Origin of the sequence: Sphingomonas sp. MMS12-HWE2-04 (genome assembly GCF_044881185.1) — a bacterium.
Lineage (GTDB): Bacteria > Pseudomonadota > Alphaproteobacteria > Sphingomonadales > Sphingomonadaceae > Sphingomonas.
Map to the genome: position 1 here is coordinate 1,460,947 of NZ_CP173254.1, position 25,280 is coordinate 1,486,226.

At 66.0% G+C, this 25,280-nt stretch carries 29 protein-coding genes; 11 read left to right on the forward strand and 18 right to left on the reverse strand.

Translation table 11 applies throughout. From position 1 onward, the window contains the following. The 3 genes from AB2M62_RS06520 to AB2M62_RS06530 form a co-directional block, all read right to left on the reverse strand. Positions 1-420 (reverse strand): rod shape-determining protein MreD, encoded by a 420-nt coding sequence (locus AB2M62_RS06520; protein WP_404338651.1) that lies wholly within the window; start codon positions 418-420, stop codon positions 1-3. Positions 421-508: 88 nt separating this feature from the next. Then, a complete protein-coding gene (gene mreC, locus AB2M62_RS06525; protein WP_404338653.1) occupies positions 509-1,402 on the reverse strand; it encodes a rod shape-determining protein MreC in 894 nt (297 codons plus the stop codon). A gap of 18 nt (positions 1,403-1,420) precedes the next feature. Next, positions 1,421-2,461: a rod shape-determining protein gene (locus AB2M62_RS06530; protein ID WP_404338655.1), complete on the reverse strand. Its 1,041-nt coding sequence runs from the start codon at positions 2,459-2,461 to the stop codon at positions 1,421-1,423. Between the two features lie 150 nt (positions 2,462-2,611). Here AB2M62_RS06530 and mutL point away from each other — a divergent pair, with 150 nt between their 5' ends. Beyond that, positions 2,612-4,402: a DNA mismatch repair endonuclease MutL gene (gene mutL / locus AB2M62_RS06535; RefSeq protein ID WP_404338657.1), complete on the forward strand. Its 1,791-nt coding sequence runs from the start codon at positions 2,612-2,614 to the stop codon at positions 4,400-4,402. Positions 4,403-4,420: 18 nt separating this feature from the next. On the opposite strand, the gene AB2M62_RS06540 is transcribed toward mutL, so the two are convergent. From AB2M62_RS06540 to AB2M62_RS06565, 6 genes are all read right to left on the reverse strand, one after another. After that, positions 4,421-5,116 carry a CAP domain-containing protein gene (locus AB2M62_RS06540; RefSeq protein WP_404338659.1) on the reverse strand — a complete coding sequence of 232 codons (696 nt, stop codon included), beginning with the start codon at positions 5,114-5,116 and terminating at the stop codon, positions 4,421-4,423. 439 nt (positions 5,117-5,555) lie between these two features. Beyond that, positions 5,556-6,158: a 50S ribosomal protein L9 gene (gene rplI / locus AB2M62_RS06545; protein WP_404338661.1), complete on the reverse strand. Its 603-nt coding sequence runs from the start codon at positions 6,156-6,158 to the stop codon at positions 5,556-5,558. 11 nt (positions 6,159-6,169) lie between these two features. Beyond that, positions 6,170-6,394, reverse strand: a complete 225-nt coding sequence (gene rpsR, locus AB2M62_RS06550) for a 30S ribosomal protein S18 (RefSeq protein ID WP_010543816.1) — start codon at positions 6,392-6,394, stop codon at positions 6,170-6,172. A gap of 14 nt (positions 6,395-6,408) precedes the next feature. Continuing rightward, positions 6,409-6,804: a 30S ribosomal protein S6 gene (gene rpsF, locus AB2M62_RS06555; RefSeq protein ID WP_404338663.1), complete on the reverse strand. Its 396-nt coding sequence runs from the start codon at positions 6,802-6,804 to the stop codon at positions 6,409-6,411. A 169-nt stretch (positions 6,805-6,973) separates the two neighbouring features. Next, a complete protein-coding gene (locus tag AB2M62_RS06560) occupies positions 6,974-7,468 on the reverse strand; it encodes an SPOR domain-containing protein (protein ID WP_404338665.1) in 495 nt (164 codons plus the stop codon). Positions 7,469-7,618: 150 nt separating this feature from the next. Continuing rightward, on the reverse strand, positions 7,619-7,981 hold the full coding sequence (locus AB2M62_RS06565) for an RcnB family protein (protein ID WP_404338667.1): 363 nt from the start codon (positions 7,979-7,981) through the stop codon (positions 7,619-7,621). A gap of 149 nt (positions 7,982-8,130) precedes the next feature. On the opposite strand from AB2M62_RS06565, the gene AB2M62_RS06570 reads away from it, so the two are divergent. The 7 genes from AB2M62_RS06570 (at position 8,131) to mltG (ending at position 13,634) form a co-directional block, all read left to right on the forward strand. Beyond that, positions 8,131-8,541, forward strand: coding sequence for a hypothetical protein (locus AB2M62_RS06570; protein WP_404338669.1), 411 nt, complete (start codon positions 8,131-8,133; stop codon positions 8,539-8,541). A gap of 74 nt (positions 8,542-8,615) precedes the next feature. Then, on the forward strand, positions 8,616-9,551 hold the full coding sequence (gene fabD, locus AB2M62_RS06575) for an ACP S-malonyltransferase (RefSeq protein ID WP_404338671.1): 936 nt from the start codon (positions 8,616-8,618) through the stop codon (positions 9,549-9,551). 17 nt (positions 9,552-9,568) lie between these two features. Continuing rightward, positions 9,569-10,306 carry a 3-oxoacyl-[acyl-carrier-protein] reductase gene (gene fabG / locus AB2M62_RS06580; RefSeq protein ID WP_404338673.1) on the forward strand — a complete coding sequence of 246 codons (738 nt, stop codon included), beginning with the start codon at positions 9,569-9,571 and terminating at the stop codon, positions 10,304-10,306. A gap of 19 nt (positions 10,307-10,325) precedes the next feature. Then, positions 10,326-10,859 carry a hypothetical protein gene (locus tag AB2M62_RS06585; RefSeq protein WP_404338675.1) on the forward strand — a complete coding sequence of 178 codons (534 nt, stop codon included), beginning with the start codon at positions 10,326-10,328 and terminating at the stop codon, positions 10,857-10,859. A 104-nt stretch (positions 10,860-10,963) separates the two neighbouring features. After that, the gene (locus AB2M62_RS06590) at positions 10,964-11,212 is read left to right on the forward strand and encodes an acyl carrier protein (RefSeq protein WP_404338677.1); all 249 of its coding nucleotides are present in this window, start codon (positions 10,964-10,966) and stop codon (positions 11,210-11,212) included. 165 nt (positions 11,213-11,377) lie between these two features. Then, on the forward strand, positions 11,378-12,637 hold the full coding sequence (fabF, locus tag AB2M62_RS06595; protein WP_404338679.1) for a beta-ketoacyl-ACP synthase II: 1,260 nt from the start codon (positions 11,378-11,380) through the stop codon (positions 12,635-12,637). An 88-nt stretch (positions 12,638-12,725) separates the two neighbouring features. Continuing rightward, on the forward strand, positions 12,726-13,634 hold the full coding sequence (gene mltG, locus AB2M62_RS06600; RefSeq protein WP_404338681.1) for an endolytic transglycosylase MltG: 909 nt from the start codon (positions 12,726-12,728) through the stop codon (positions 13,632-13,634). A 29-nt stretch (positions 13,635-13,663) separates the two neighbouring features. Here the strand turns inward: mltG and eda are convergent, their stop codons facing one another. The 8 genes from eda to AB2M62_RS06640 all read right to left on the reverse strand — a co-directional run bounded on the left by eda (position 13,664) and on the right by AB2M62_RS06640 (position 21,151). Next, a complete protein-coding gene (gene eda / locus AB2M62_RS06605; protein ID WP_404339833.1) occupies positions 13,664-14,254 on the reverse strand; it encodes a bifunctional 4-hydroxy-2-oxoglutarate aldolase/2-dehydro-3-deoxy-phosphogluconate aldolase in 591 nt (196 codons plus the stop codon). 26 nt (positions 14,255-14,280) lie between these two features. Beyond that, a complete protein-coding gene (gene glk, locus AB2M62_RS06610; RefSeq protein ID WP_404338683.1) occupies positions 14,281-15,249 on the reverse strand; it encodes a glucokinase in 969 nt (322 codons plus the stop codon). A 145-nt stretch (positions 15,250-15,394) separates the two neighbouring features. Continuing rightward, a complete protein-coding gene (gene edd, locus AB2M62_RS06615) occupies positions 15,395-17,218 on the reverse strand; it encodes a phosphogluconate dehydratase (RefSeq protein WP_404338685.1) in 1,824 nt (607 codons plus the stop codon). Between the two features lie 33 nt (positions 17,219-17,251). Further along, positions 17,252-17,959: a 6-phosphogluconolactonase gene (pgl, locus tag AB2M62_RS06620; RefSeq protein ID WP_404338687.1), complete on the reverse strand. Its 708-nt coding sequence runs from the start codon at positions 17,957-17,959 to the stop codon at positions 17,252-17,254. Between the two features lie 48 nt (positions 17,960-18,007). Continuing rightward, positions 18,008-19,465, reverse strand: a complete 1,458-nt coding sequence (gene zwf / locus AB2M62_RS06625; RefSeq protein WP_404338689.1) for a glucose-6-phosphate dehydrogenase — start codon at positions 19,463-19,465, stop codon at positions 18,008-18,010. Between the two features lie 81 nt (positions 19,466-19,546). Continuing rightward, positions 19,547-20,488, reverse strand: a complete 942-nt coding sequence (argC, locus tag AB2M62_RS06630; RefSeq protein WP_404338691.1) for an N-acetyl-gamma-glutamyl-phosphate reductase — start codon at positions 20,486-20,488, stop codon at positions 19,547-19,549. After that, a complete protein-coding gene (locus AB2M62_RS06635; protein ID WP_404338693.1) occupies positions 20,485-20,706 on the reverse strand; it encodes an SH3 domain-containing protein in 222 nt (73 codons plus the stop codon). Before AB2M62_RS06635 ends, argC begins: the two co-directional genes overlap by 4 nt. A gap of 91 nt (positions 20,707-20,797) precedes the next feature. Continuing rightward, positions 20,798-21,151: a MarR family transcriptional regulator gene (locus AB2M62_RS06640; RefSeq protein WP_404339835.1), complete on the reverse strand. Its 354-nt coding sequence runs from the start codon at positions 21,149-21,151 to the stop codon at positions 20,798-20,800. Positions 21,152-21,358: 207 nt separating this feature from the next. On the opposite strand from AB2M62_RS06640, the gene secG reads away from it, so the two are divergent. From secG to AB2M62_RS06655, 3 genes are all read left to right on the forward strand, one after another. Next, on the forward strand, positions 21,359-21,754 hold the full coding sequence (secG, locus tag AB2M62_RS06645) for a preprotein translocase subunit SecG (protein ID WP_404338695.1): 396 nt from the start codon (positions 21,359-21,361) through the stop codon (positions 21,752-21,754). Positions 21,755-21,846: 92 nt separating this feature from the next. Then, positions 21,847-23,481, forward strand: a complete 1,635-nt coding sequence (locus AB2M62_RS06650) for a CTP synthase (RefSeq protein WP_404338697.1) — start codon at positions 21,847-21,849, stop codon at positions 23,479-23,481. Beyond that, positions 23,481-24,149, forward strand: a complete 669-nt coding sequence (locus tag AB2M62_RS06655) for a peptidylprolyl isomerase (protein ID WP_404338699.1) — start codon at positions 23,481-23,483, stop codon at positions 24,147-24,149. The genes AB2M62_RS06650 and AB2M62_RS06655 overlap by 1 nt, the downstream gene beginning before the upstream one ends. 175 nt (positions 24,150-24,324) lie before the next feature. On the opposite strand, the gene AB2M62_RS06660 is transcribed toward AB2M62_RS06655, so the two are convergent. After that, positions 24,325-25,164 (reverse strand): hypothetical protein, encoded by an 840-nt coding sequence (locus tag AB2M62_RS06660; protein WP_404338701.1) that lies wholly within the window; start codon positions 25,162-25,164, stop codon positions 24,325-24,327. Positions 25,165-25,280 lie beyond the last annotated feature (116 nt).

Below are 25,280 nucleotides of genomic sequence, written 5' to 3' on the forward strand. Positions count from 1 at the left end.
TCAGTTCTTCTTCACGTCGCTGTCGAGCCAAGCGCAGATGCGGAAGACGAGCGGGAGAAGCATTGCCGAGACAAGGATTTGGAAGAGCATCGCGGTATCGGCGTGGGCGCCGAACGGGGTCGCGACCAGCCGGCCACCGATCAGGCAAAAGCCCACCGCGCCCGCGCCGATCAGCCAATCCTGCCAGAAGTCCCGCCATACCAGCCTTGTATCCAGCACTTCGATCGCCAACGCGCACAGCGTCCAGAGGAGCATTGCCGACCCGACCGGCTGGCCGCTGACCAGATCGTCGAACAGGCCGAGCGGCACTGAGGCCCAGACGCGCATCGAATCGGCGCGCGTCATTCGCCAGCCCAGCAACATCATCAGCCCGAAGGGCGGCAGAACCGGCACCGAGGCGATCGCCGGGACTAGCGTCATCAGCGAGCCGATCACCACCGACAGCGGCGCAAGCCACAGCGCGCGCGGGGGCGCTCCGCCTGGCCGAGCGGGATGAACTCGATCGCCATTACGGCGCTTTGGGCTTGGCGCCGGGGGTCGGCGTGGGCGAGGGGGCGGGTTCGGGGAGGAAGGTCCGCTGGACGATTGCGAAGTCGAGCGAATCGGGGTTTGCGTTGGGCGCCGCGACCGCAGAATTGCGCGAGGCGCGGACGACACGGCCCACCGGCACGTCGGGCGGGAAGACACCGCCAGTGCCCGAAGTGACGAAGGCGTCGCCGGGCTGGAACAGCATCGTCGCCGAGCTTGCCGAGCGGATGTCGAGCAGTCCGTCGCCACGGCCCGAGGCGATGCCGGGAAGCCCGTCGCGCACGCGCCGGACCGGGACGATGCTTTCGGGATCGGTGATCAGCAGCACGCGCGCACTGTTCGGCCCAGCCTCGATCACCTGGCCGATCAGCCCATCGGCCTCGCGCACCGGCTGGCCATGCTGGACGCCCTGCCATCCGCCGGCATTGAGCGTGGCATAGCGCCGCGTGCTCGAGGACGAGCTGTTGACCAGCCGTGCCGTGATCACCGCATCGGTGGTAACGTCGCGCAGCTTGAGCAACGTGCGCAGCCGCTGGTTTTCGCGATCGAGCAGCCGCGCCCGGGCGACGGCGCGCGCTTCCTCGACGACCTGCTTCTTGAGGCGCGCATTCTCACTGCGTACGCCGAAATAGCTTCCGATGCCTTGGGGCACTCCGGACACGCCGTTCCACATCCAGGCGAGGCCGGAGGAGAGCGGCGTCGTGACTTCGCCGATCGCACTGCGAACCGGGGCAAAGGCGCCGGGGTTATAGGTCGAAAGCAACAGCAATGCCGCGGCGATCAGCGCGCCGCCGATCACCCCCACATAGCCCAGGAAGAGCCCATATTGCGCCCGCCGCGAAAACCCGGGGCGCCGATTGCGTGGCGGCGCCATCTCCCCTGTCCCTTTCGATCAGACGGCGAGCAGAACGCCGCGGAACACCGGATCCTCGAGCGCGCGGCCGGTGCCGAGCGCGACGCAGGTCAGCGGGTCCTCGGCGACGGTAACCGGAAGGCCGGTCTCGTCGCGCAGCACTTCGTCCAGGCCCTGGAGCAGCGCGCCGCCGCCCGTGAGCACGATGCCCTGGTCGACGATGTCGGCGGCCAGTTCCGGCGCGGTGTTCTCAAGCGCGATACGCACACCCTCGACGATCGTGCCGACCGGTTCCGAGAGTGCCTCGGCGATCTGGCCCTGGTTGATCTGGATTTCCTTGGGAACGCCGTTGACGAGATCGCGACCCTTGATGTGGATCGTCTGGCCGATGCCGTCGGCCGGCGGCTTGGCAACGCCGACTTCCTGCTTGATGCGTTCGGCCGTGGCTTCACCGATCAGCAGATTGTGGTTCCGGCGGACATAGGAGACGATCGCCTCGTCCATCTTGTCACCGCCGACACGCACGCTGGTCGAATAGGCCAGGCCGCGCAGCGAGAGCACCGCGACTTCGGTGGTGCCGCCGCCGATATCGACAACCATCGAGCCGATCGGCTCGGTAACCGGCATGTCGGCGCCGATCGCGGCCGCCATCGGCTCCTCGATCAGCCAGACCTGCGACGCGCCTGCGTTCGACGCGGCATCGCGGATTGCGCGGCGCTCGACTGAGGTCGAGCCCGACGGCACGCAGATCACGATCTGCGGCCAGCGCATGAAGCGCCGCTGGCCATGGACCTTCTGGATGAAGTGCTTGATCATCTGCTCGGCGACGTCGATGTCGGCGATCACGCCGTCGCGAAGCGGGCGAATCGCTTCGATCGAGCCGGGCGTCTTGCCCATCATCAGCTTGGCGTCGTCGCCGACTGCCTTGACCTTCTTCACGCCGTTCAGCGTCTCGACCGCCACCACCGACGGTTCATTGAGGACGACGCCGCGCCCACGCAGATAAACAACGGTATTCGCAGTGCCGAGATCGATCGCCATGTCGTGCGACATGAATTTGAAAAACCGGGAGAAAGCCATTGTATATTTTGTCCCTGCCGCGCGGGCGCCCGCCGCGAAGCTGTTCGCACTAATTTAATCCGGACCCTTTCGAAACGGATCGCAAAATCCGGCTCGATGCCATGCGGTTGCGGGTCGCGGGATGCCGCCCGTTGGGCTAGACAGACTGCCATGTCAATACGCCGCCTGCCCGAGCATCTTGTCAACCGAATTGCAGCGGGAGAAGTGGTCGAACGCCCCGCTTCCGCGCTGAAGGAACTCGTCGAAAACGCCATCGATGCCGGCTCGACCCGGATCGCGATACGCCTTGCTGCGGGCGGCACCGAGTTGATCGAGGTGATCGACGACGGCTGCGGCATGAGTTCACCCGAAATGGCACTCGCGCTGGAGCGGCACGCGACGTCGAAGCTTCCCGACGACGAAATCGATCAAGTCACGACGTTGGGATTTCGCGGCGAGGCGTTGCCCTCGATCGCCAGCGTTGCGCGGCTTGGGCTCGAAAGCCGGGTGCGCGGGCAGGAGGGCTGGGCACTGACCATCGATAACGGCGACAGAATCGGCGAAGGACCGGCGGCGCTCCCGCCGGGCACGCGGGTTCGGGTCGAGCAATTGTTCGCGCGGGTGCCGGCGCGGCGCAAGTTCCTGCGGTCGCCGCGCGCCGAATATGCTGCCAGCCTGGACGTAGTGAAGCGGCTGGCGATGGCGCGGCCCGACATCGCCTTCTCGCTCGAACATGACGGCCGGCGGACCTTGTCGGTGCAGGGCGGCGAAACCCGTCCCGAACGCGTCGCCGCGCTCACCGACCGCGACCTCGCCGAAAACAGCGTCGGCGTCGATCTCGAGCGCGAGGGGCATGTCCTAGGCGGGGTCGCCGGCATCCCGACCTTCAATCGCGGGGTCGCCGATCACCAATATCTGTTCGTCAACGGCCGTCCGGTGAAGGACCGGCTGCTCGCCGGCGCGGTGCGCGGCGCCTATGCCGAAATGCTCGCGCGCGATCGGCATCCGGTGGTCGCGCTGTTCCTCGACGTTCCTGCCGACGCCGTCGACGTGAACGTCCACCCGGCCAAGACCGAAGTGCGCTTCCGCGACCCCTCGCTGGCGCGCGGCCTGATCGTCAGTGGGTTGCGGCGGGCGCTCGACGAGGCCGGCCACCGCAGCGTCCAGCGCCCGAGCGACGCGGCGCTGGGGATGTGGCAGAGCGAGCCGATCGTGCCCACGCCGCAGCTATGGGATTCGGTCGCCGCGAACGACGCCGTGCCCTATGCAGAGCTACCGCCGATGCAGCGCTATTCGGGGGTCCACGACCGGCGGCCGAGCTTTCTTGCGCCGCCCCAGGCGCGCGCTGAGCCCGCCGCCGCGCCGGTTCCGGAGGTTGCCGATTTCCCGCTGGGCGTCGCGCGCGGCCAAGTCGCCAAGACATATATCGTCGCCGAGGCGCAGGACGGGCTCGTCCTGGTGGACCAGCACGCCGCGCACGAGCGGCTGGTGCTCGAGCGGATGCGCCGCGCGATGCAGGGGGGCGGCGTGGCATCGCAGGCGCTGCTGCTGCCCGAAGTGGTCGAGCTCGACGAGCCGGGTTGCGACCGGCTCGAGGCGCGCGCCGAGGAACTCGCGCAATTCGGGTTGGAGCTCGAACGCTTCGGTCCGCGCGCGATGCTGGTGCGGGCGACGCCAGCGGCATTGGGGAAAGGCGATGTCCAGGGGCTGGTCACCGATCTCGCCGACGAGCTTGCCAGCTATGACGAAGCGCTGAGCCTCAAGGAGCGGCTCGATCACGTCGCCGCGACGATGGCCTGCCACGGATCGGTGCGCGCGGGGCGGATTCTCTCTGTGGTTGAAATGAACGCGCTGCTCCGCGAGATGGAGGCGACGCCGCATTCGGGCCAGTGCAACCACGGCCGGCCGACCTGGGTGAAATTGGCGCACGGCGACATCGAGAAGCTGTTCGGGCGGAAGTGATCCGCGCCAAGGGCTTGGTCAGCGGCCGGCGACGACCGTCGGTTTGCGGATGACGTAGCCGCCTTTCGCTCGGGCCCATTCGGGCAGGACCGGGCCGCCATCCTCAGTGCCGGCGAAGTCGACCACGCACATGTAGCGGAAGCGGCGGTGGTTTCCGCAGCCGACCCCGGCAAAGTGGAAGCCGTTGTCGAACAGCAGGGTGCGGTGGCCTCGGCTTCGGACGCCGTCGTCGACGATCAACTGGCGGACCACGGCGTCGGCATCGTCGAAGCCATAGGAAATGCCTTCGCCGACATAGACGTCGCCGCCGCGCGCGCGGACGCGCTCGCCCGGGGATGCGCCGGCGGCGGAAACATGACCGGTGGCGCCGAGATCGCCCTGCGCATCGGCATGGTCCTGGGCGGCGAGCGCGAGGAGGCTGCCGGGATCGAGCGGCGGCAGCGGCGCCTGGCGTTCGAGGAAGTCGATCGCCTCGTCGACGGCGGCGACGCCCTCGTGCGTGATCACGCCGTTGCGATCCCCGGGAAGATAGACGATCCGGCCTTCAAAATAGCGGCGATAGTCGCGCAGCTGCTCGGCATATTCGCGCGGGTGCTGGCGGGCCTGGTTGATCCGCGCGAGCACGTCGGCTTCGAGCGGGCTTGCCGGGCTAGCTGCAGTGATCAGAAGCCAGCACGCGCCGAGCGCGGCCGCGGCCATACGCTTGAATACCATCGGCCCCCCGGGAACTCGCCGCCGCGCCCCGCGCGCGCCGGCTGCGGCCTCTGTCGCCGAAAAGGGCTTAACCGATCGCGAAATGCAATGGATATTCCGGGGTTAACCGGGCCGGGGATGAACCTGTGCCAACCCGATATTCAGCGACGTGCAACCTTAATCCGGACCGCTCGTTTTTGAGGGAGAGATTAGAAGACAGGTCGAATGGTCATGGTCAAGTTTCTTCCGCTGGTATTCGCACTGATCCCGTTGGCTGCCATGATCGGCGCCTGCGTATCTTGCCCGTAAATCGCCGCGTTAGTCGCTGAAGATTGGTTTATTTCGGTCCGCCGGTTTTAGCCGCGCGGGCCGTTTTTGTTGGATGTTGCAAAGAGCATAAAGAAAAAGGGCCGCCCCGGCACTCCGGAGCGACCCTTTTTCTTGTGGCGTGGCGGGAAGCTCAGCCCTCGGCGTTGTCGCCTTCGGGCGCTTCCTCGCGGACCTCGGCGGTCGCGCCCGGCTCGGCGTTGGGATCGTAATCCTCGACGAAGCCGGTCTCGTCCTTCTCGAACATCGCCGCCATGACGTCGACGCCCTGCGACTGCATCTCGGCCTCTTCGGGCGAGCGGGCGACGTTGACCTTGACGGTCACCGAGACCTCAGGGTGCAGCGCGACCTTCACTTCGTACACGCCGATCGCCTTGATCGGCTTGTCGAGGACGACCTGCGCCTTGTTGACCTTGTGGCCGTCGGCGGTGATCGCGTCGACCAGATCGCGCACCGCAACCGAACCATAAAGCTGGCCGGTGTTCGATGCCTGACGGATCAGCGTGATCGAAACATCCTTGAAGCTGCCGGCGTCCTTCTCGGCGTCGCTGCGGCGCGCCGCATTGTCCGCCTCGATGCGCGCACGGTTGGCTTCGAAGACCTTGAGGTTGGCTGCGTTCGAACGCAGCGCCTTCTTGTTGGGGAGAAGGAAGTTGCGGGCGAACCCGTCCTTGACCTTCACCACGTCGCCGATGGAGCCGAGCTTCTCGACGCGCTCAAGCAGAATGACTTCCATGGATCTGCTCCTTACTTAACGATGTAGGGCAGCAGGCCCAGATGACGGGCGCGCTTGATGGCCTGGGCCAGCTCGCGCTGCTTCTTCGCGCTCACCGAGGTGATGCGCGAGGGGACGATCTTGCCGCGCTCGGAGACGAAGCCCTGCAGCAGCCGGACGTCCTTATAGTCGATCCGGGGGGCGTCCTTCGCGGAGAACGGGCAGCTCTTGCGGCGGCGGAAAAATGGGCGTGCCATGGTCTATAAGCTCCTTATTCGCCGCTGAAGCCGGTGTTGCTGCCGGCGTCGTCGCGCTCGCGACGGCCACGGCCACGCTCGCGCTCCTGGCCCTTGCGCATCATCACGGTCGGACCTTCTTCCAGCGCATCGACCTTGACGGTCATGTAGCGGATGACGTCTTCGTTGATCTGCGTCTGGCGCTCGAGCTCGGCAACCACGCCTGCGGGGGCGTCGATTTCGAGCATCACGTAATGCGCCTTGCGGTTCTTGGCGATGCGATAGGCGAGCGAACGGAGACCCCAGGTCTCGGTCTTGACGACCTTACCCTTATTGTCCTCGACGATCTTGGTGGCGGCTTCCGCCAGTGCGTCCACTTGCGCCTGTGCCAGATCCTGGCGCGCAAGGAACACGTGCTCGTAAAGAGCCATGTGCTTCTTCTCACTGTTGGCCGATCGCTGACGTGCACCCCATGTGCAGCGCCCCTCCGGCTGTCGTCTTTCAAATAGCAAACAGGGCGGAAGCAACGCTCCCACCCAAGCCAAGCGCGCCTATGCGAGCAAAACCGGCAAAAAGCAAGCGCGGATCAGCGCCGCCGCTTCAGCCGTCGGTTCGGCGGACGAAACATGCCCGGCCGCCCTGGGAGACAAGCTGGCAAAAGGCATCGGCCTGACTGCGCGATGCGCTGGCGCTGCGGACCCGGTAGAGTGTGCCTTCATGTTGAACGGTCACCGGCAGCGGCAACGCGGCCGTCTGGAGTACGGCGTCGCGCGCGCGCTCGGCGGCGTCGGCGGTGCCGAACGCGCCGAGCTGGCCGTGCCAGCCGTCGGGTTCCAGGCGCGAAGTCGGGGCGAGAGCTTTATCCTCTGCGGAACGCGTCGCCCGGCGAGCCCGCTGGAGGTCGATCAGCGCGCCGAGCGTTACTTCGCCCTGGTGCCGATGATAATGGTCAACGTGCTGCGACGCAGCCTCGGCAACTTCCGCGTTGGGCGCGGGGCGGCTGGCCCGGGCGTCGTCGAACAACGCGAACAGCGCGCCTGCGGACACTATGGTGGCGAGGAGTGCGACGGCGCGGCGAGACAAAAGGCGAAGCACGAAACAACTCGCGATGCTGGAGGGGTTTCAGCCCGTTAACCATCGATCGGGGGGATGTTTCCATAGCGGAATGGCCGGCAACGCATCCCGTTTCGAAACGCAAAAAGAGCGGCAGGGCATCGACCCCGCCGCTCGTGGTTCGCGCTTCGGCTAGCGCAGGATGTTGGCGAACACTGCCGCGACGAGTCCGCTGGTGATCCCCACCAGCACGGCATCGTTGCCCGACTGGACGTAACGATAGCCGCGGGGCGGCGCCTTGAGCGCGCGATAGTGGCGATAATCTACCTGGCGATAGTTGCGCGCGTAGCGGCTGTCGAAATGCTGGCCACGCTGCCAAGTGCGATATCGCGCGGGGGTAGGCGGGTTCTGCTGCCGGACGACAATCGCGCCATTGGGGCGCTGCTTGACCACCATCTGCTGGTACGGCGCGTCGTGGCCGCGTTGCGGCGCTGCGGCGAGGGCAGGGGTGGCGGCCAGCGAAGCGGCAACCAGGCCGAGAATGATCTTCTTCATGACTTCACTCCTCTTTCTATCGGGCGCCGTGTGGTGCGGCGGTAAGGAGTATCTAGGCATCGCCTGTCGCAGGCCCGTCCCAAGGCTGCGGCAAAATGGTCGCCAATTGTCGCAATTGAGAGATCGTCTCGCAGGCGTTAGGCGACGCCATGGCTGCCGAGTATCAATCTATCGCGGCGCGTCCGCCGCGCTGGGCGCTCGTTTGCTGGGCGCTTCTCACATCCATGCTGATTGCTGGCGCGTTGTGGGTCAGACACTATTCCAACGGCAGGGAAGCGGCGCTGTCCCACGTCGCCCTGAAAACACGGTCCGACAGCGCTGCGGGGGAGGTTTTCGCTTGCTTGAACGGCAGCAGGACTGGCCTGGCGGGCGCAAAAGCATGCGGTTCGCCTTCGCAACAATCCGCATCCTACAAACTATGCCTCGCCGCGCGGCATATGGAGATAGAGATCGAACAAGCCGACGCGGGAAGCCTGATCGAAATCAGGATGCGGCAACACGAAATGCTCCGCACTTCGGATCGCTCGATCCTGGACCGCTGCCGCAAACGCGCGCGTTGACCGCTTGGCAAGGGGGCCTTGCCCCGAGTCACAACGGCACTAACCCGCGCCGCCTGAACGCAAGGAGAGGGCACATGCGCGCATTCATTTTCCCGGGTCAGGGCAGCCAGGCCGTCGGCATGGGAACCGCGCTCGCAGCGGCGAGCCCGCATGCCCGTGAAGTCTTTCAGGAAGTCGATGAGGCGCTCGGCCAGAATCTCTCGAAGCTGATGGCCGAAGGGCCGGAGGACGCGCTCACGCTCACCGCCAACGCCCAGCCCGCGATTATGGCTAATGCGATTGCGGTGCTGCGCGTGCTCGAAAAGGATGGCGGTATCCGCCTGGCGGATAAAGTCGATTTCGTCGCGGGGCACTCGCTTGGCGAATATAGCGCGCTGTGCGCGGCGGGCAGCTTCGACCTTGCCACCACGGCGCGGCTGCTGCGCAGGCGCGGCGAGGCGATGCAGGCCGCGGTGCCGGTGGGCGTCGGGGCAATGGCAGCGCTGCTCGGGGTCGATGTCGAAAAGGCGCGGGCGATCGCCGAGGCCGCGGCGCAAGGCGAGGTGTGCACCGTCGCCAATGACAATGATCCCGGCCAGGTGGTCATCTCCGGGCATCGCGATGCAATCGAGCGCGCGCTGCCGCTCGCCAAGGAAATGGGCGCCAAGCGCGCGCTGCTGCTGCCGGTCTCGGCACCGTTCCACTGCCCGCTGATGCAGCCCGCCGCCGACGCGATGGCCGAGGCGCTGGCCGCAGTGGCGCTCCAGGCGCCACTCGTACCCGTCTACGCCAATGTCACGGCGGCGCCGGCGGCCGACCCCGACACGATCCGCGGCCTGCTCGTAGAACAGGTCACCGGCATGGTGCGCTGGCGCGAGTCGGTGCGCGCGATGGCCGATGGGGGCGTCACCGAGTTCGTCGAATTCGGCGGCAAGGTGCTCGGCGGCATGGTCAAGCGCATCACCCCCGACGTCCCCACGGTCAGCCTTGTTACGATGGATGATATTGAGGCCTTCGCTAAAGGCCTCTGACGAATTGGAGAAATAGCATGTTCGACCTCACAGGCATGACCGCTCTCGTTACCGGCGCATCGGGCGGCATCGGCTCCGCGATCGCCAAGGGGCTTGCGGCCCAGGGCGCCCGGCTGGCGGTTTCGGGGTCCAATGCCGAAAAGCTCGAGGCGTTCCGCGCCGAGTTGGGCGACGACCATGTCGCGCTGGCGTGCAACCTTTCGGACGGTGCGGCGGTCGATGCGCTCGTGCCGCAGGCGGTCGAGGCGCTCGGCAAGCTCGATATCCTCGTCAACAATGCGGGCGTCACCCGCGACAACCTCGCGATGCGGATGAAGGACGAAGAGTGGGACACGGTGATCCGCGTCAACCTCGAGGCGGCGTTCCGGCTGATCCGCGCCGCTGCCAAGCCGATGATGAAGGCGCGTTTCGGTCGCGTTGTCTCGATCACCTCGGTGGTGGGCGCCACCGGCAATCCGGGCCAGGCCAACTACGCCGCCTCCAAGGCGGGGCTTGTCGGCATGTCCAAGGCGCTCGCGCAGGAATTGGCCAGCCGCAACATCACCGTCAACTGCGTCGCGCCGGGCTTCATCCGCTCGGCGATGACCGAGGTGCTTCCCGATGCGCAGAAGAATGCGCTGCTCGGACGTATTCCTGCGGGCAAGCTCGGCGAAGGCGAGGACATCGCCGCTGCGGTGGTGTATCTTGCCTCGAAGGAAGCGAGCTACGTCACTGGCCAGACCCTGCACGTCAATGGCGGGATGGCGATGCTTTGACCGACCTGGGCGGGAGTTGATGACGATGCGCACGATCGCCGCTGCCGCCCTGCTTGTCGCCGCGATGCCGGCTCAGGCCGCGGATCTTTCGACGATGGATTGCGTCGCCAAGAAGCTCGTTCCCGCGCTGCGCACCCAGATCGAGGCGGACACCGCCCGCAATCTCGGCGAGAGCGGCAAGCGTCCCAGCTACGATCCCAGCGTGGGCAAGGGGCTCAGCGCGGCCGCGGACGCCTGTGTGACCGAAAATAAATGGTCGGCGGGGGCGGCCAGGGCGGCAAGCATCTATGCGCTGGCGAAAGTCGGGCTACCGGTGGCGCAGCGCGTGCTGGCCGAGCGCGGTTTTGATCCCGCCGCGCTGGAGGACCAGTTCCAGGCGTTGCCGGAGGAAACCCGCGATCGCCCGCTCACCGCCGTCGAAAGCCAGGGGCTGATCCGCGCCGCGGTGACCCAGGAATTGCAACAGACCCGCGAGAATGCCGAACTGCTCGCCGAATATTTCGCTTTTCTCAGCACGCTCCAATATGCAGCGTGGGACTTCGCGCAGGGCTGAGAGGGTCTGGCGGCGTTGTCGCGCCCTCTTGCCACGGCACCGGCGGCGAACTAGGTGCGTTTCACACGAAATTAGAGCCCCAGTCACAAAGGAAAACAGGGACCATGGCCAACCAGGAAGAGATCACCACCCGCGTTCAGGCGCTTGTCGTCGACCATCTTGGCGTGGACGCGAAGGAAGTGGTTCCGACCGCAAGCTTCATCGACGACCTCGGTGCTGACAGCCTCGACATCGTCGAGCTGGTGATGGCCTTCGAGGAAGAATTCGGGGTCGAGATTCCCGATGACGCCGCGGAGAAGATTGCGACCGTCGGCGACGCCGTGTCGTATATCAGCGAGCATCAGGAAGGCTGATCGCCCTCCAGGCGATCCCGCCCCTAATGGGTCGGCACTGCCATTCAGCGGCTTCCCGTCCCGGCCTTGAGCGTGCGGACGGGGAGCCGTTTCGTTTTTTAGGGAAGGGCGCGATGTTGGCGTCCTTGGTTCGTACAGTTTCTGAAGTTTGACGGAGAGAAAGCCATGCGCCGCGTAGTCGTGACCGGCCTTGGGCTCGTCACCCCCCTGGGTGCCGATGTCGAGACGGCCTGGAAGAACATCATCGCCGCCAAATCGGGCGCCGCGACGATCACGCGCTTCGACGCGACGGACTTCCACAGCAATTATGCGTGCGAAGTGAAGGCGCCGGATCATGAATATGGCTTCGATCCGAACAAGCGCGTTGACCACAAGGTTCAGCGCCAGGTCGACCCATTCATCATCTATGGCATCGATGCCGCCGGCCAGGCGATCGAGGATGCCGGCTTGCTCGACATGGACGAAGCGACGCGCTTCCGCGCCGGTTGTTCGATCGGCGCCGGCATTGGAGGCTTGCCGGGAATCGAGAGCGAATTGCTCGTGCTCGCCGAGAAGGGGCCCAAGCGCGTCTCGCCGCATTTCGTCCATGGTCGGTTGATCAACCTGATTTCTGGTCAGGTTTCGATCAAATATGGTCTGATGGGGCCGAATCACGCGGTGGTGACGGCCTGCTCCACCGGTGCGCATTCGATCGGCGACGCCGCACGGATGATCGCGGCGGACGATGCCGACATCATGCTCGCGGGTGGCGCCGAGGGCGCGATCTGCCCGATCGGCATTGCCGGCTTCGGCCAGGCCCGCGCGCTGTCGACCAACTTCCGCGACGAGCCGTGGCGGGGCAGCCGCCCCTGGGACCAGGACCGCGACGGCTTCGTGATGGGCGAAGGCGCCGGCGTGGTAGTGCTCGAAGAATATGAGCATGCCAAGAAGCGTGGCGCCAAGATCTACGCCGAGGTGATCGGCTATGGCCTGTCGGGCGACGCCTATCACGTCACCGCGCCGCACCCCGAAGGCTCGGGCGCGTTCCGCTCGATGCAGATGGCGATGAAGAAGTCGGGCCTCGACTTCAGCGACATCGATTACATCAACGCGCATGGCACTTCGACTCCGCTCGGCGACGAGCTTGAGCTGGGCGGTGTCCGCCGGCTGTTCGGCAGCGCGATCGAGACCCTGTCGATGAGCTCGACCAAATCGGCGATCGGCCACCTTCTCGGCGGCGCCGGCGCAGTGGAGAGCATCTTCTGCATCCTCGCGCTGCGCGACCAGATCGTGCCGCCGACGCTCAACCTCGATAATCCGAGCGAGAATTGCGCCGGCGTCGATCTCGTCCCGCACAAAGCCAAGGAGCGCAAGGTCAAGGCCGTGCTCAACAATTCGTTCGGCTTTGGCGGTACCAATGCCAGCCTGGTGATGAAGGCTGTCTGACCAACCCGGAACGCGCCGTCCGCCGCGCAGGCGGCGGACCGGCGGTTGCGCGATCCTGATCGCCGCGCTGCTGCTCGTCGCCGCGGGATTGGGGATTCTCCAGCTCTGGGCGGGCGCCGGGCCGGCCGGTAACAATGTTACCGTGCTGATCCCGCAGGGCGCCAGCCTCAGCCGGGCGGCGACCGAGCTCGAAAAGGCCGGTGCGATCCGGTCGGCGCGCCAGTTCGTGCTATTGTCGAAGATCCTCGGAAGCAGTGACCCGATCAAGGCGGGCGAGTATCGCGTGCTCGCCAAGCTCAGCGAATCCGACGTTCTCAAGATGCTGCAGGGCGGGAAGACGCTCCAGCGCTTCGTCCGCGTTCCCGAGGGCACGCCGTCGATCCTGGTCTACGAGACGTTGATGAAAGCGCCGGAACTCGGCGGCCCAATAAAGCCGCCGATCGAGGGCACCGTCCTGCCTGATAGCTATGCCTATAATCGCGGCGATACCCGCCAGGGCGTGCTCGACCAGATGCAAAAGGCGATGGTCCAGTATCTCGCCGGCGCGTGGCAACGCCGCAAGCCGGGGATCGCGGTGACCACGCCGCGCGATGCGCTGATCCTCGCGTCTATCGTCGAAAAGGAGACGGGAAAGCCCGAGGAGCGCCGGATGGTGGCGGCGGTCTATGCCAACCGGCTCAAGCTGGGCATGCCGCTCCAGGCCGATCCGACGATCATCTATCCGATCACCAAGGGAAAGCCGCTCGGCCGGCGGATCCTCAAATCCGAAGTCCAGGCGAAGAATGCCTACAACACCTATGCGATGACCGGGCTCCCGGCCGGGCCGATCGCGAATCCGGGCCGTGCAAGCATCGACGCAGTGCTGGATCCCGCGCAGTCCAACGCGCTCTATTTCGTCGCGGACGGCTCAGGCGGCCATGTGTTTGCCGACACGCTCGAGCAGCATAACGCCAATGTCGCAAAGTGGCGCGCCTATCGCGCTGCGCACGGGATCTGACACGCAGATCCCGCGCCCGTCGGCGACGCTCAGCCTTTCAGCGCAGCCGCCTCGCGCGCGAGGGTCTCGACCTGCTCGAAGGTCGCGCCCTTGGGAGTGATCCAGCTGCCGCCGACGCAGAGCACCGGATCGAAGGAGAGCCATTCGGGCGCGCTCGCCAGGCTCACCCCGCCGGTGGGGCAGAAGCGCGACTGGTAGAAGGGCGCGGCCAGTGCCTTCAGCGCCTTGAGCCCGCCCGAGGTCTCGGCCGGGAAGAACTTGAAATGGGTCAAGCCCAGGTCGAGCCCGCGCATGATGTCGGCCGCATTGGCGATGCCCGGAAGATAGGGCACGCCGCTGGCGATGATCGGGTCGGCGAGCCGCTCGGTAAGGCCGGGCGAGACGATGAACTCGGCATCGACGTCCATCACCTGCCTGAACTGATCGGGGTTGATCACAGTGCCGGCGCCGACGATCGCGCCTTCGACCTTCTTCATCTCCTGGATCGCCTCGATCGCCGCGCCGGTGCGCAGCGTGACTTCGAGCACGCGCAGGCCGCCCTTGACCAGCGCCTCGGCGAGCGGACGGGCCGTCGCGGCATCCTCAATCACCAGCACCGGGATCACCGGGCTGGTGCGCATGATTTCCTGGATCGTCGGGTTGGTCGTCAAAGCGCGTGCTCCTGCGCAAAGGCCGCCGCGGCGCCATAGAGGCCGGGTTGCTCATAGGTGATGATCTTGACCGGGATCGTCGACATGAGGCTCTGGAAGCGCCCCTTGGCGACGAAGCGCTGGCCGAAGCCCGATTGGACCAAACGGTCCTTGAGACGCAACCCCAGTCCGCCGGCAATTACCACCCCGGTCGGCCCGTGCGCCAGCGCCAGGTCGCCCGCGACCGCGCCCAGGGTGAGGCAGAAGCGCTCGAGCGCCGCAGTGGCAAGCGCGTCGCTTCCGCTCAGTGCGAGTTCCCACAGCCGCTTGTCGTCGAGATGCATCACTGGCTTGCCCTCCATCTGGGCAAGCGTCTCGTAGATGTTGACCAGCGCCGGCCCGGCGCAGACGCGCTCGGCGGAGACGCGGGTATAGGTCGGCCGCAGGCGCTTGATGATGGCATCGTCGATATTATCGAGCGGGGCGAAGTCCATATGGCCGCCCTCGGTCGGGATCACATGGTAGTTGCCGCGCTGGCGGAACACCTGCGCCACGCCGAGCCCGGTGCCAGGCCCGCACACGGTGATCGCGCCATGATCGGGCAGCGGCACGTCGGGTCCGCAGAGATGGACATAAGCGTCGTCGCCAAGCTGGCCGACGGCGTGTCCGATCGCGCCGAAATCGTTGATCAGCGCATAGTGATCGACGCCCAGCCGCTCCTTGATCAGCGGTGGACGGATGATCCAGGGGTTGTTGGTGAACTTGATCAGCGTGTCGTTCACCGGCGAGGCGACGGCGATGCCGGCCGAACGCGGCACCGGGCGACCGAGCTGCTCGCCAAACGCCGCCCAGGCGAGCGGGAAGGTGGCGTGCTCGGCGACTTTGAGCGTCACCGGCTCGCCGAGCGAAACCACACGCCCTTCTGCAACTTCCGCCAGCGCGAAGCGTGCGTGCGTGCCCCCGATATCGACCGCGACGACTTCCATGCCTTCTCCCTCGAACCCTCTCCGCCCGCCGCCTGTCAACGTTGGCAGTCGGTGCGGGCGCCCTTCTCTGCGTTAGCGCCGCGGATGTAAAGTCGGTTGGCCTGACCCTGCCGGCCCGCCCTCGCGCGAAGGGCGGGGGACGGCGTTAGAGGCCGGCTTCGGCGAGCATTGCCGATGCGCCGAGCTCGGCTTCGTCGGCATGATGCCGCATCATCGCGAACAATTCGCGGCCGGTGCCCACCGCCGGCGGGGGGGCAACGACGTTTTCGCGTGCGTCCCACTCGGCAGCGTCGACCAGCGCTTCGAGGATGCCTGCCTCGGCATCGAGCCGCAGGATGTCGCCATCGCGGACCTTGCCGATGGGGCCGCCCCCGATCGCCTCGGGCGAAAGGTGGATCGCGCACGGCACCTTGCCGCTGGCGCCCGACATGCGCCCGTCGGTGACCAGCGCAACCCGGAAGCCGCGATTCTGGAGCACGCCCAGCGGCGGCGTGAGCTTGTGGAGCTCGGGCATGCCGTTGGCCTTGGGGCCCTGAAAGCGCACCACGACGATCACGTCGCGCTCGAGTTCTCCCGCCTTGAACGCGTCCTGAACTTCGGACTGGTCGGAGAAAACACGCGCCGGCGCCTCGATCGTCCAGCGATCGCGCTCGACCGCGCTGACCTTGATGCACGCCCGGCCCAGATTGCCCTTGAGGATGCGGAAACCGCCCTCGGGCGAGAAGGGGGCGTCCACGGTGCGGATGATCGAATCGTCGCCGCTCTGTGCGGGATGCGCCTGCCAGACAAGCGCGTCGCCCTCGATCGCCGGCTTCTCGCCGTAAGCGGCCATGCCGCCTTTCGCGACGGTAAGCGTATCGCCGTGCATCAGCCCGCCCTTGAGCAGTTCGCGGATCACGAAGCTGGGTCCGCCGGCGTCCTCGAAGCCGTTCACATCGGCCGAGCCGTTGGGATAGACACGCGTGAGCAGCGGCACGGTGCGCGAGAGCCGGTCGAAATCGTCCCAGTCGATCACGATCCCTGCTGCCCGGGCAAAGGCGGGGACGTGGATCAGATGGTTGGTCGATCCGCCGGTGGCGAGCAGCACGATCGCGGCGTTCACGATCGCCTTTTCGTCGACGACATGGCCGATCGGGCGGTAGTCATTGCCTGCCCAGCCGATATCGGCGAGGCGGTGGACCGCGGCGCGCGTAAGTTCCTGGCGCAGCTTGGTGCCCGGATTGGCGAACGCCGCGCCGGGCATGTGGAGGCCCATCGCTTCCATCATCATCTGGTTCGAATTGGCGGTCCCGTAAAAGGTGCAGGTCCCCTTGCTGTGATAGGCTGCAATCTCCGAGGCCAGCAGCTCTTCGCGCGTGGCCTTTCCTTCGGCATAGCGCTCGCGAACTGCCGCCTTGTCCTTGTTGGCAAGGCCCGAGCGCATCGGTCCGCCGGGGATCATTATCATCGGCAGATGGCCAAAGCGCAGCGCGCCCATCAATAGCCCCGGCACGATCTTGTCGCAGATGCCGAGCAGCGCCGCGCCCTCGAATACGCGGTGGGACAAAGCGATGCCGGTGGACAGCGCGATCGTGTCGCGGCTGAACAGCGACAGCTCCATGCCCTGATAGCCTTGGGTGACGCCGTCGCACATCGCGGGCACGCCGCCGGCGACCTGCGCCGTGGCGCCGGCTTCCAGCGCCCAGACCTTCATCTGCTCGGGGTAGCGATAATAGACCGCGTGTGCAGAGAGCATGTCGTTATACGAGGTAACGATGCCAATGTTCATCCGGTTGCCCGGGGTCATCAGGTCGCGCTGCTCGTCGGTGCCGGCATAGGCATGCGCCAGGTTGGCGCAGCCCAGGCGAGGCCGGTCGGCACCGGATTCGCGCTCGCGGCGGATCAGATCGAGATAGGCGGCACGCTTCGCCCGCGACCGCTCGATCACCCGATCGGTGACGGCGGCGATTTCGGATTGGAGGGTCGTCATGTCAAAACTCCGCTCGCTTTCGCGAAGAGGGCGTTACGCCGCCCAGTGGATATCGATGGGCAATTCGACATCGGCCAGCACGCGGCCGACTGGATAGGACGAGGAGGCGCCCTGTTCGATGGCGGCCTCGAGCACGTCGCGCTTGGTCTGGCCCGTGACGGCGATCATCAGCGCGCGCGCCGAAACGATCGCGGAACGGCTCAGCGTCACGCGCGCGACCGGCGCCTCGGGGGGCAGCGGATCGGGCATCACGCCCAGCGCGCGGCGTTCCTTGGGGCCGTTCAGCGCCTCATCATAGTCCGCGCCCGGGAAGATCGACGCGCAATGCCCATCGCCGCCGACACCCAGCAGGCAGAGATCGAGCGGCCAGTGCAGGTCCTGCAGGATCGCATCGGCCGCGCGGCCCGCCGCCTTGTAGTCGGCCACGGTCGCGCTGATCAGCGGGATCACGCGCGCGCCCTTGGGGATGAAGATTTTGCCGATCGCTGTGACGTTGGACAGCGGGTCGCCCAGCGGCACCAGGCGATCGTCGCCCGGCACGATCGTCACGCGCTTCCAGTCGAGCTTCGCCTTGGCGAGCTTCTCGTAGATCGGCAGCGGGGTCTTGCCGCCGGAAAGCGCGATGACCGCGGCGCCGCGGGCGTCGATGGCGCTCTCGATGATGAACTGGACATCGCCCGCGACGGCCTCGGCCATCTCGTCGGCACTGTCATAGTCCCACCATTCGATTTCGGTCGTCATGCTCGCTCCTGGATTTCGCTGGTTCTGTAGGAATATGGGGTGTCGGGGCTATTCGTTCCACGTCACCCCGTCGCGCTCGGTGAGCGCGATCGAGGCGGAGGGACCCCAGCTGCCCGAGGCATAGGGCTTGGGCGTCATGTCGTTGGCTTCCCAGCCGGCGCGGATGCCGTCGATCCACTCCCACTGCGCCTCAACTTCGTCACGCCGCACGAACAGCGTCGGATCGCCCTCGATCAGGTCGAGCAGCAGGCGCTCATAGGCGATGCGGCGGCGCGTGCCGGCGAATTCGGTGTCGAGGCTCAGGTTGAGCGGCACTTCGCGCAGCCGCACCCCGTCCCGATCCAGTCCCGGCTGCTTGGCCATAACCAGCAGGCGGACATATTCTTCGGGCTGGAGGCGGATCACCAGCGTGTTGGGCTGGAGCGCGCCGCCGCGATCGGCAAAGATCGAATGTGGCACCGGCTTGAACTGGATGACGATCTCGGAGCGTCGCTCGGCGAGCCTTTTGCCGGTGCGCAGATAGAAGGGCACCCCGTGCCAGCGCCAATTGTCGACATGCGCCTTGATCGCGACGAAGGTCTCGGTGTTCGAAGGCTTTTCGAGATCGGTGGCATAGTCGCGGACGATCTCGCCCTTCACGGCGCCGCCGCCATATTGGCCGGTGACGGTGAGGTGGGGGGCCTCGGTCGCGCTGATCTTGCGCAGCGAGCGGAGAACCTTCACCTTCTCGTCGCGGATCGCGGTCGCGTCGAAGCGGGCAGGGGGCTCCATCGCGATCAGCGAGACCAGCTGGAGCATGTGGTTCTGCACCATGTCGCGCAGCGCGCCGATATCGTCGTAAAAGCCGGCGCGTCCTTCCAGGCCGACCGTTTCCGAGACGGTGATCTGGACATGATCGATGCCCTGCGCGTTCCACACCGGCTCGAACAGCGAGTTGCCGAAGCGCAGCGCGAGGATGTTCTGCACTGTCTCCTTGCCGAGATAGTGATCGATCCGGAAGGTGCGATCCTCGGGGAAGGCGGCGGCGACGAGATCGTTGATCTCGCGGCTAGAATCGAGATCTCGGCCGAGCGGCTTTTCGAGCCCGATGCGAACATTCGGACCCGCGAGGCCGGCCGCCTCAAGCCCTTTGATCGTCGGGCCGAACAGCCACGGCGCGGTCGACAGGAAGATCGCCAGCCCGCCCGAGATGTCGCCGACCTTCTCCTTGAGCGCACCGAAGCCGTCGGTCTGCGACGCGTCGAGCGCCTGATAGTTGAGCCGCTCGAGAAAGCTCCCGACAGCGCTGTCGTCCTTACGATCGGCGGGAAGGAACTCGTCGAGCGCGTGGCGGGCGAAGTCGCGAAAATCGGCGTCGTCCTTTTCCGAACGCGCAGTGCCCGTGATCGTCAGCCCCTGGGGCAGCAGCCCATCGGCGTGCAGCGCGTAAAGCGACGGCAGCAGCATGCGCTGCGCAAGATCGCCGGTTGCTCCGAACAGCAGCAATTTGCCTACGGGCTGGTGCATATATTGCCTCTCGTCGACTGTTTGGCGTGCGAGACACCAAGCCGCGGCAAAGATCAAGCGCGCGGACGCGAATAGATGCGGCTAGAGGACGAGCCCCGCCACGGGATCGAAGCCGGCCATGATGTTGAGGTTCTGCACCGCGGCGCCGGCGGCTCCCTTGCCGAGATTGTCGAGCGTAGCAACCAGGCGCGCCTGGCCGGTCTCGGCATTGCCGAACACCCTCAGGCTCAGCCGGTCGGTGCCGGCATCCTCTTCGATCGTCACCGTCGCGCCATCGCCGGGAAGCACGCGGACCAGCGGGCAGTCCTTATAGGCGTCGCGCAATGCGTTCTCGAGCGCCTCGATCGACGGGCGCCGGGTGAAGGCGTGGAGCGGCAGCGGCACTTCGACGAGCATCCCGCGATAGGTATGGACCACTGCAGGCTGGAAGATCGGCGGATGGACGATCCGCGCGTGCTTCTGCATCTCGGGAACGTGCTTGTGCGCTAGGCCGAGCCCGTAATTGCGGAACGCCGTCTGGGTGTAGCCCGGCGCGCCGGCATCCTCGAATTCGGCGATCATCGATTTGCCGCCGCCCGAATAGCCCGAGACTGCGTTGACACTTAGCGGATAATCATGCGGCACCAGCCCCGCGCGGATCAGCGGGCGGACCAGTGCAAGGAACCCCGTGGGATAGCAGCCGGGATTGCTCACGCGTGTCGCCTCGGCGATCGCCCCGAGCTGGCCGGGCTCGAGCTCGGCAAAGCCATAGACCCAATCGGGTGCGACACGGTGCGCGGTAGACGCGTCGATCACCCGGACGTTGGGATTGACGATCATCGCCACGGCGTCGCGCGCCGCGTCGTCGGGAAGGCAGAGGATCACGAAATCGGTGGCGTTGAGCGCCTCTTCGCGCTTCGCCGCGTCCTTGCGGTCGGCTTCGGCCAGGACGAGCAATTCGATCTCGCTGCGGCCGGCGAGCCGATCGCGAATCTCCAGGCCGGTGGTGCCGACGGCACCGTCGATGAACACGCGCACGCTCACGCCGCAAGCTCCATAAGCGCGGAGGCGTCGAGGTAACCGACGAGATTGTGCGCCGGCGCGATGCCCCAGGCCCAATTGCCGGCAAATTCGAGCACTTCGAAGCTTTCGCCCGCGGCGAGCTCCGCCAGAACTTCCGAATCGGCCTTCGAGGCGGCGCGGAGCGGCGAGGGGCCGGCGACGGCCCGCGGCATCGGTGCGGCATAATGCGGCGCGAACACGCGCTCCGCGAGTCGCACATCGGCAAGATCGCGGCGAACGGCGTCAACGCGAGGGTCGATCGTCGCCGATCGCCCCTTCAGAGCGAAACGCTTACGCGTTGGCCCTGCGGGCGACGGGCTCGCTGATGTGGTCGCCAGCGAGGAAATGCCCGAATTCTGCAAGAAACTCTGCCCCTTCAGCGGTACGCGCGACGAAGATGTTGCGCTTGTCGGTGTCGTCGCGTTGGCGGCGCAGATAGCCGAGTGTGCCGAGGCGATTCAAGGCGCGGGTAACGACTGGCTTTGAAACGTTCAATGCCCGAGCGAGTCCGCGTACGGTGTGGGGCCCCGCTTCCAGATAAACGAGCATCAGCAGCGCCATTTGCCGATTGGTAAGATCGGGTTCTCCCGATCGAACATAATCGATCAGCGTGTTCTTCCACGAAGACAGCGACTGGTCTGGCATTGCGTTCACGGCTTCTTCTCATCCGTTACGACCCCGGCCCGTATCGGAGTCATCAACACAAACGCAGCCGAGCCGCAGTGGTTTCAGTGCGTTGGCGAAATGTTACGGGTTTAGTTCGAAATTGCGGATGCCGCGTTGGGACAGGTCGTGGTTGATCCCCGGGCGCGGCTCCCCTATGTCGCCGCTTTCTCAACAGGTCCGGTCTAGATGTTCACCTTCCTACTCGTCGTCCACGCTATCATCGCGGCACTGCTCGTGACCGTGATCCTCATGCAGCGTTCGGAAGGCGGCGGGCTCACCACGGGCGGCAGCCCTTCGGGCCTGATGTCGGCGCGCGGCGCCGCGGATTTCCTGACTCGCTCGACCGCGATCCTGGCGACCCTGTTCATCGGCATGTCGATCGTGCTCGCGGTCATCGCCGCGACTCGGCATAACACCACGATCGACACCTCGCTCCAGCGTGCGCCGAGCGCCGTTGCTCCCGCGGCGATGCCCACGGCGGCGCCCAACGGCAGCGTTCCGTTCGCAGCCGGCAACGGCACCGCGCCCGCGGCGGCTCCTGCCGAAGCCCCGGCAAACGGCCAGGTTCCGCTCGCGCAATAAGCTCGCCGCACCCCAAAACGGGGCGCACCGAAAAATAATTTGGATTCGTGCGCTTGTCGGCGCGCGTCCAATGACGTTAGGCGTTTTCTCCCATGGCGCGGTATATCTTCATCACCGGCGGCGTGGTCTCCTCGCTCGGCAAAGGTCTCATGGCGGCTAGCCTCGCGGCGCTGCTCCAGGCGCGAGGCTATCGAGTCCGCATCCGCAAGTTCGATCCCTATCTCAATGTCGATCCCGGCACGATGTCGCCGCACCAGCATGGTGAGGTCTACGTCACCGACGACGGCGCCGAGACCGATCTCGATCTGGGCCATTACGAACGCTTCACCGGGGTCGCCTCGCGCCAGGCCGACAACGTCACGTCGGGTCGGATCTATAAGACGATCATCGAACGCGAGCGTCGCGGCGATTATCTCGGTGCCACCGTGCAGGTGATCCCGCACGTTACGGACGCGATCAAGGCATTTGCCCAGGCAGAGACCGAGGATCTCGATTTCGTGCTTTGCGAAATCGGCGGCACGGTGGGCGACATCGAATCGCTGCCGTTCATCGAGGCGATCCGCCAGTTGCGCAACGATCTCGGCCGCGGCCAGACGGTGAGCATCCACGTAACGCTGGTGCCGTTCATCGCCGCCGCGGGCGAGCTCAAGACCAAGCCGACCCAGCACAGCGTCCGCGAGCTCGCCGCGTTGGGGGTGCAGCCCGATGTGCTGGTCTGCCGCTCTGAACGCGAATTGCCCGCGAACGAGCGCGCCAAGATCGCCCAATTCTGCAACGTGCGGACCGAGGCGGTGATTCCGGCGCTCGACGCCAAGAGCATCTACGCGGTACCGCTGCAATATCACCGCGAGGGTCTCGACATCGAAGTGCTCCGCGCCTTCGGGATCGAACCCGGCGAGGCACCCGATCTCGCGCGCTGGGACGATATCGTCGAGCGAGTCACCAATCCCGAAGGCGAAGTGACGATCGGCGTGGTCGGCAAATATATGGGTGTCCCCGACGCCTATAAGTCGCTGACCGAGGCATTGACCCATGGCGGCATCGCCAATCGAGTGAAGGTCAACATCCGCTGGCTCGACGCCGAATTGTTCGAGCAGGACGATAGCGACGAAGTCACCGCGATGCTGGAGCCGATGCACGGCATCCTCGTCCCCGGCGGGTTCGGCGAGCGCGGCAGCGAGGGCAAGATCGCCGGCGTGCGCTTCGCCCGCGAGCGCAAGGTGCCGTTCTTCGGCATTTGCCTGGGGATGCAGATGGCCTGTGTCGAAGGCGCGCGTTCCGAAGGGCTGGGCAGGGCGTCGACGACCGAATTCGGCCCCACGGAAGAGCCGGTGGTCGGCATGATCACCGAATGGATGACCGAGGAAGGTCTCCAGAAGCGCGAGGAAGGCGGCGATCTGGGCGGTACGATGCGGCTCGGTGCCTATCCCGCGAAGCTGGGCGGCAATTCGGTGGTCGCCTCGATCTATGGATCGGAAGAGATCAGCGAGCGGCATCGTCACCGCTACGAAGTCAACACCCACTATAAGGGCGTGCTGGAAAAGGGCGGCCTCGTGTTCTCGGGTATGTCCCCCGATGGCTCGCTGCCCGAAATCGTCGAGCGGCCCGATCATCCCTGGTTCGTCGGCGTGCAGTTTCACCCCGAACTCAAGTCCAAGCCGTTCGAGCCGCACCCGCTGTTCAAGAGCTTCATCGAGGCGGCGGTCAAGCAGTCGCGCCTGGTCTGATGCAGCATCGCCGGCGGCTATTGCAGGGGTTGCTGGCGCTTGCCGCGGCGCCGCTGCTCGCTGCCGCACCGGCACCGCAGGGCGGGCCGATCGCCGGCATGGTCCGCGTCCGGCTGGTGACTTCGGCCGGGCCGATCGTGCTCGCGCTCGACGCGAAGCGGGCGCCGAAGACCACCGCCAATTTCCTCGCTTATGTCGATGACGGGCGGCTGGAGGGCACGAGCTTCTATCGATCGGCGCGGCGCAAGGGCAACCCGAAGTTCGGCTTCGTCCAGGGCGGGATCGGCACGGACGCGCGGCGGATGCTCGATCCGCTGCCGCTGGAGCCGACGAGCAGGACCGGGATCAAGCATCTCGATGGCGTTATCTCGATGGCGCACGGGCCGAACCCGAATGGCGCCAATTGCAACTTCTCGATCATGGTCGGCGACAATCCGTCGCTCGACGCGCGGGGTGCCTCGGGCGGATTCGCAGCGTTCGGCCATGTCGTATCGGGAATGGACGTGGTCAAGGCGATGCTGGCGCTGCCCACCGGCGGGGGGCGCGACGCGATGAAGGACCAGATGATCCTCAAGCCGGTGCAGATACTAAGAGCCGAGCGACTCGACGGAACCGCGAGGCCGACCGGGCGGGTGAAGCCCTGGCTGCTTGGGCCGCCGCGCGGATAGCTGTAGGGAAATTTCAGCTTAGCGTCACAGAATGCATGTGGTTCGTGAAATTCCGTTGCGTGCAAAAGCAAGATTGTTGCCAACACTCCAGAGACGGTGTTGGACGGTCGAAAAGAGCGGCGAGCGATCGCGCGGCAAGGCTAGACTCATTCCCCCGCTGTAGGACAGCGAAACCTCACCGCTTCTCGTCGATCATATGGGCGACGATGCGCTGGCGCTTGGCGATCGGGAGAAGATCGCCGCGCCCGGCATAGAGTCCCTCGAGATAGCTGCGATCGAAATCGCTGAGACGGGTCGGCGCGGCGGCATCGCCATCCGGCGTGAAAAGCGCCAGAATCGATCCCTTTTCGTCGCTTTTGCGCAGTTTTGCGCCGGTTAATGCACGCATTGCGGCATATTCGGCGACTTGGGCGAGGTCCTTGCCGGCAACCGAATCGCGATCGACCAGTACCGTCGCGCTCAATATGTCGCGGCGCACCGGCGACGACATCCGCGTCGACGTGGCGACGTTGAGGATGGCGGGATCGTTCGGCGCGCGGCTCGGGCGCTCGCCGTCGCGGCTGCGGGTCTCGACCTCGACCCAGGCGCGGGCATGGCCGGGCTCTTCGAGGATGCGATCGACGTCGGCGAGCGACTGGCCCTTGATGCCGACCGAGTCCTTGCGCGCCAGCGTGCGCACCGCGGCGCGGCTGTCTTCGACGAACAGCACCAGCAGGTTCGGCGCGCAGCCCGGCGCGGCGACTTCCAGCCCGACCGAAGCGGCGATTTCGCTCACCCGATCGACCACCGCCTGTCCCGCGGCCGCGGGCAGGCCGCCGCTGCCGACGCAGATCGGATCGGTGAAGCGCGCCAGCGGGCGGTTGTCAGGGTCAGGAAGAGAGATGCGCTCGATATAGCGGCGTGCCTTGGCGGCGCGGGCCGGCGCTTGGGAAGTGACGACGATGTCGGGATCCTGGGCCGGAACGGCCTGGGCAGGAACGGACTGGGCCAGCAACAGACTGAGTGCGAGCAACATCCGACACCTCCTACGCTACATCTGGCTCTGTACCATGGCGGAGAGCGCCGCAATTGCATTGGCTGCAAGAACACCTCCGATGAAAACGCAAAGGGCGTCCGGACCACGTCCGGACG

What these genes read in the sequence shown, in the direction of transcription:
- AB2M62_RS06655 (WP_404338699.1), top strand. Translation starts at nt 23,481, where the DNA reads ATGCAGCATCGCCGGCGGCTATTGCAGGGGTTGCTGGCGCTTGCCGCG.
- AB2M62_RS06585 (WP_404338675.1), top strand. Translation starts at nt 10,326, where the DNA reads ATGACGATGCGCACGATCGCCGCTGCCGCCCTGCTTGTCGCCGCGATG.
- AB2M62_RS06565 (WP_404338667.1), bottom strand. Translation starts at nt 7,981, where the DNA reads ATGAAGAAGATCATTCTCGGCCTGGTTGCCGCTTCGCTGGCCGCCACC.
- glk (WP_404338683.1), bottom strand. Translation starts at nt 15,249, where the DNA reads ATGGAAGTCGTCGCGGTCGATATCGGGGGCACGCACGCACGCTTCGCG.
- fabG (WP_404338673.1), top strand. Translation starts at nt 9,569, where the DNA reads ATGTTCGACCTCACAGGCATGACCGCTCTCGTTACCGGCGCATCGGGC.
- AB2M62_RS06540 (WP_404338659.1), bottom strand. Translation starts at nt 5,116, where the DNA reads ATGGTATTCAAGCGTATGGCCGCGGCCGCGCTCGGCGCGTGCTGGCTT.
- AB2M62_RS06530 (WP_404338655.1), bottom strand. Translation starts at nt 2,461, where the DNA reads ATGGCTTTCTCCCGGTTTTTCAAATTCATGTCGCACGACATGGCGATC.
- zwf (WP_404338689.1), bottom strand. Translation starts at nt 19,465, where the DNA reads ATGCACCAGCCCGTAGGCAAATTGCTGCTGTTCGGAGCAACCGGCGAT.
- AB2M62_RS06570 (WP_404338669.1), top strand. Translation starts at nt 8,131, where the DNA reads ATGGCTGCCGAGTATCAATCTATCGCGGCGCGTCCGCCGCGCTGGGCG.
- AB2M62_RS06640 (WP_404339835.1), bottom strand. Translation starts at nt 21,151, where the DNA reads ATGCCAGACCAGTCGCTGTCTTCGTGGAAGAACACGCTGATCGATTAT.
- pgl (WP_404338687.1), bottom strand. Translation starts at nt 17,959, where the DNA reads ATGACGACCGAAATCGAATGGTGGGACTATGACAGTGCCGACGAGATG.
- rpsF (WP_404338663.1), bottom strand. Translation starts at nt 6,804, where the DNA reads ATGGCTCTTTACGAGCACGTGTTCCTTGCGCGCCAGGATCTGGCACAG.
- mutL (WP_404338657.1), top strand. Translation starts at nt 2,612, where the DNA reads ATGTCAATACGCCGCCTGCCCGAGCATCTTGTCAACCGAATTGCAGCG.
- fabF (WP_404338679.1), top strand. Translation starts at nt 11,378, where the DNA reads ATGCGCCGCGTAGTCGTGACCGGCCTTGGGCTCGTCACCCCCCTGGGT.
- rplI (WP_404338661.1), bottom strand. Translation starts at nt 6,158, where the DNA reads ATGGAAGTCATTCTGCTTGAGCGCGTCGAGAAGCTCGGCTCCATCGGC.
- AB2M62_RS06520 (WP_404338651.1), bottom strand. Translation starts at nt 420, where the DNA reads ATGACGCTAGTCCCGGCGATCGCCTCGGTGCCGGTTCTGCCGCCCTTC.
- mreC (WP_404338653.1), bottom strand. Translation starts at nt 1,402, where the DNA reads ATGGCGCCGCCACGCAATCGGCGCCCCGGGTTTTCGCGGCGGGCGCAA.
- AB2M62_RS06590 (WP_404338677.1), top strand. Translation starts at nt 10,964, where the DNA reads ATGGCCAACCAGGAAGAGATCACCACCCGCGTTCAGGCGCTTGTCGTC.
- AB2M62_RS06650 (WP_404338697.1), top strand. Translation starts at nt 21,847, where the DNA reads ATGGCGCGGTATATCTTCATCACCGGCGGCGTGGTCTCCTCGCTCGGC.
- fabD (WP_404338671.1), top strand. Translation starts at nt 8,616, where the DNA reads ATGCGCGCATTCATTTTCCCGGGTCAGGGCAGCCAGGCCGTCGGCATG.
- AB2M62_RS06660 (WP_404338701.1), bottom strand. Translation starts at nt 25,164, where the DNA reads ATGTTGCTCGCACTCAGTCTGTTGCTGGCCCAGTCCGTTCCTGCCCAG.
- secG (WP_404338695.1), top strand. Translation starts at nt 21,359, where the DNA reads ATGTTCACCTTCCTACTCGTCGTCCACGCTATCATCGCGGCACTGCTC.
- edd (WP_404338685.1), bottom strand. Translation starts at nt 17,218, where the DNA reads ATGACGACCCTCCAATCCGAAATCGCCGCCGTCACCGATCGGGTGATC.
- rpsR (WP_010543816.1), bottom strand. Translation starts at nt 6,394, where the DNA reads ATGGCACGCCCATTTTTCCGCCGCCGCAAGAGCTGCCCGTTCTCCGCG.
- eda (WP_404339833.1), bottom strand. Translation starts at nt 14,254, where the DNA reads ATGCGCACCAGCCCGGTGATCCCGGTGCTGGTGATTGAGGATGCCGCG.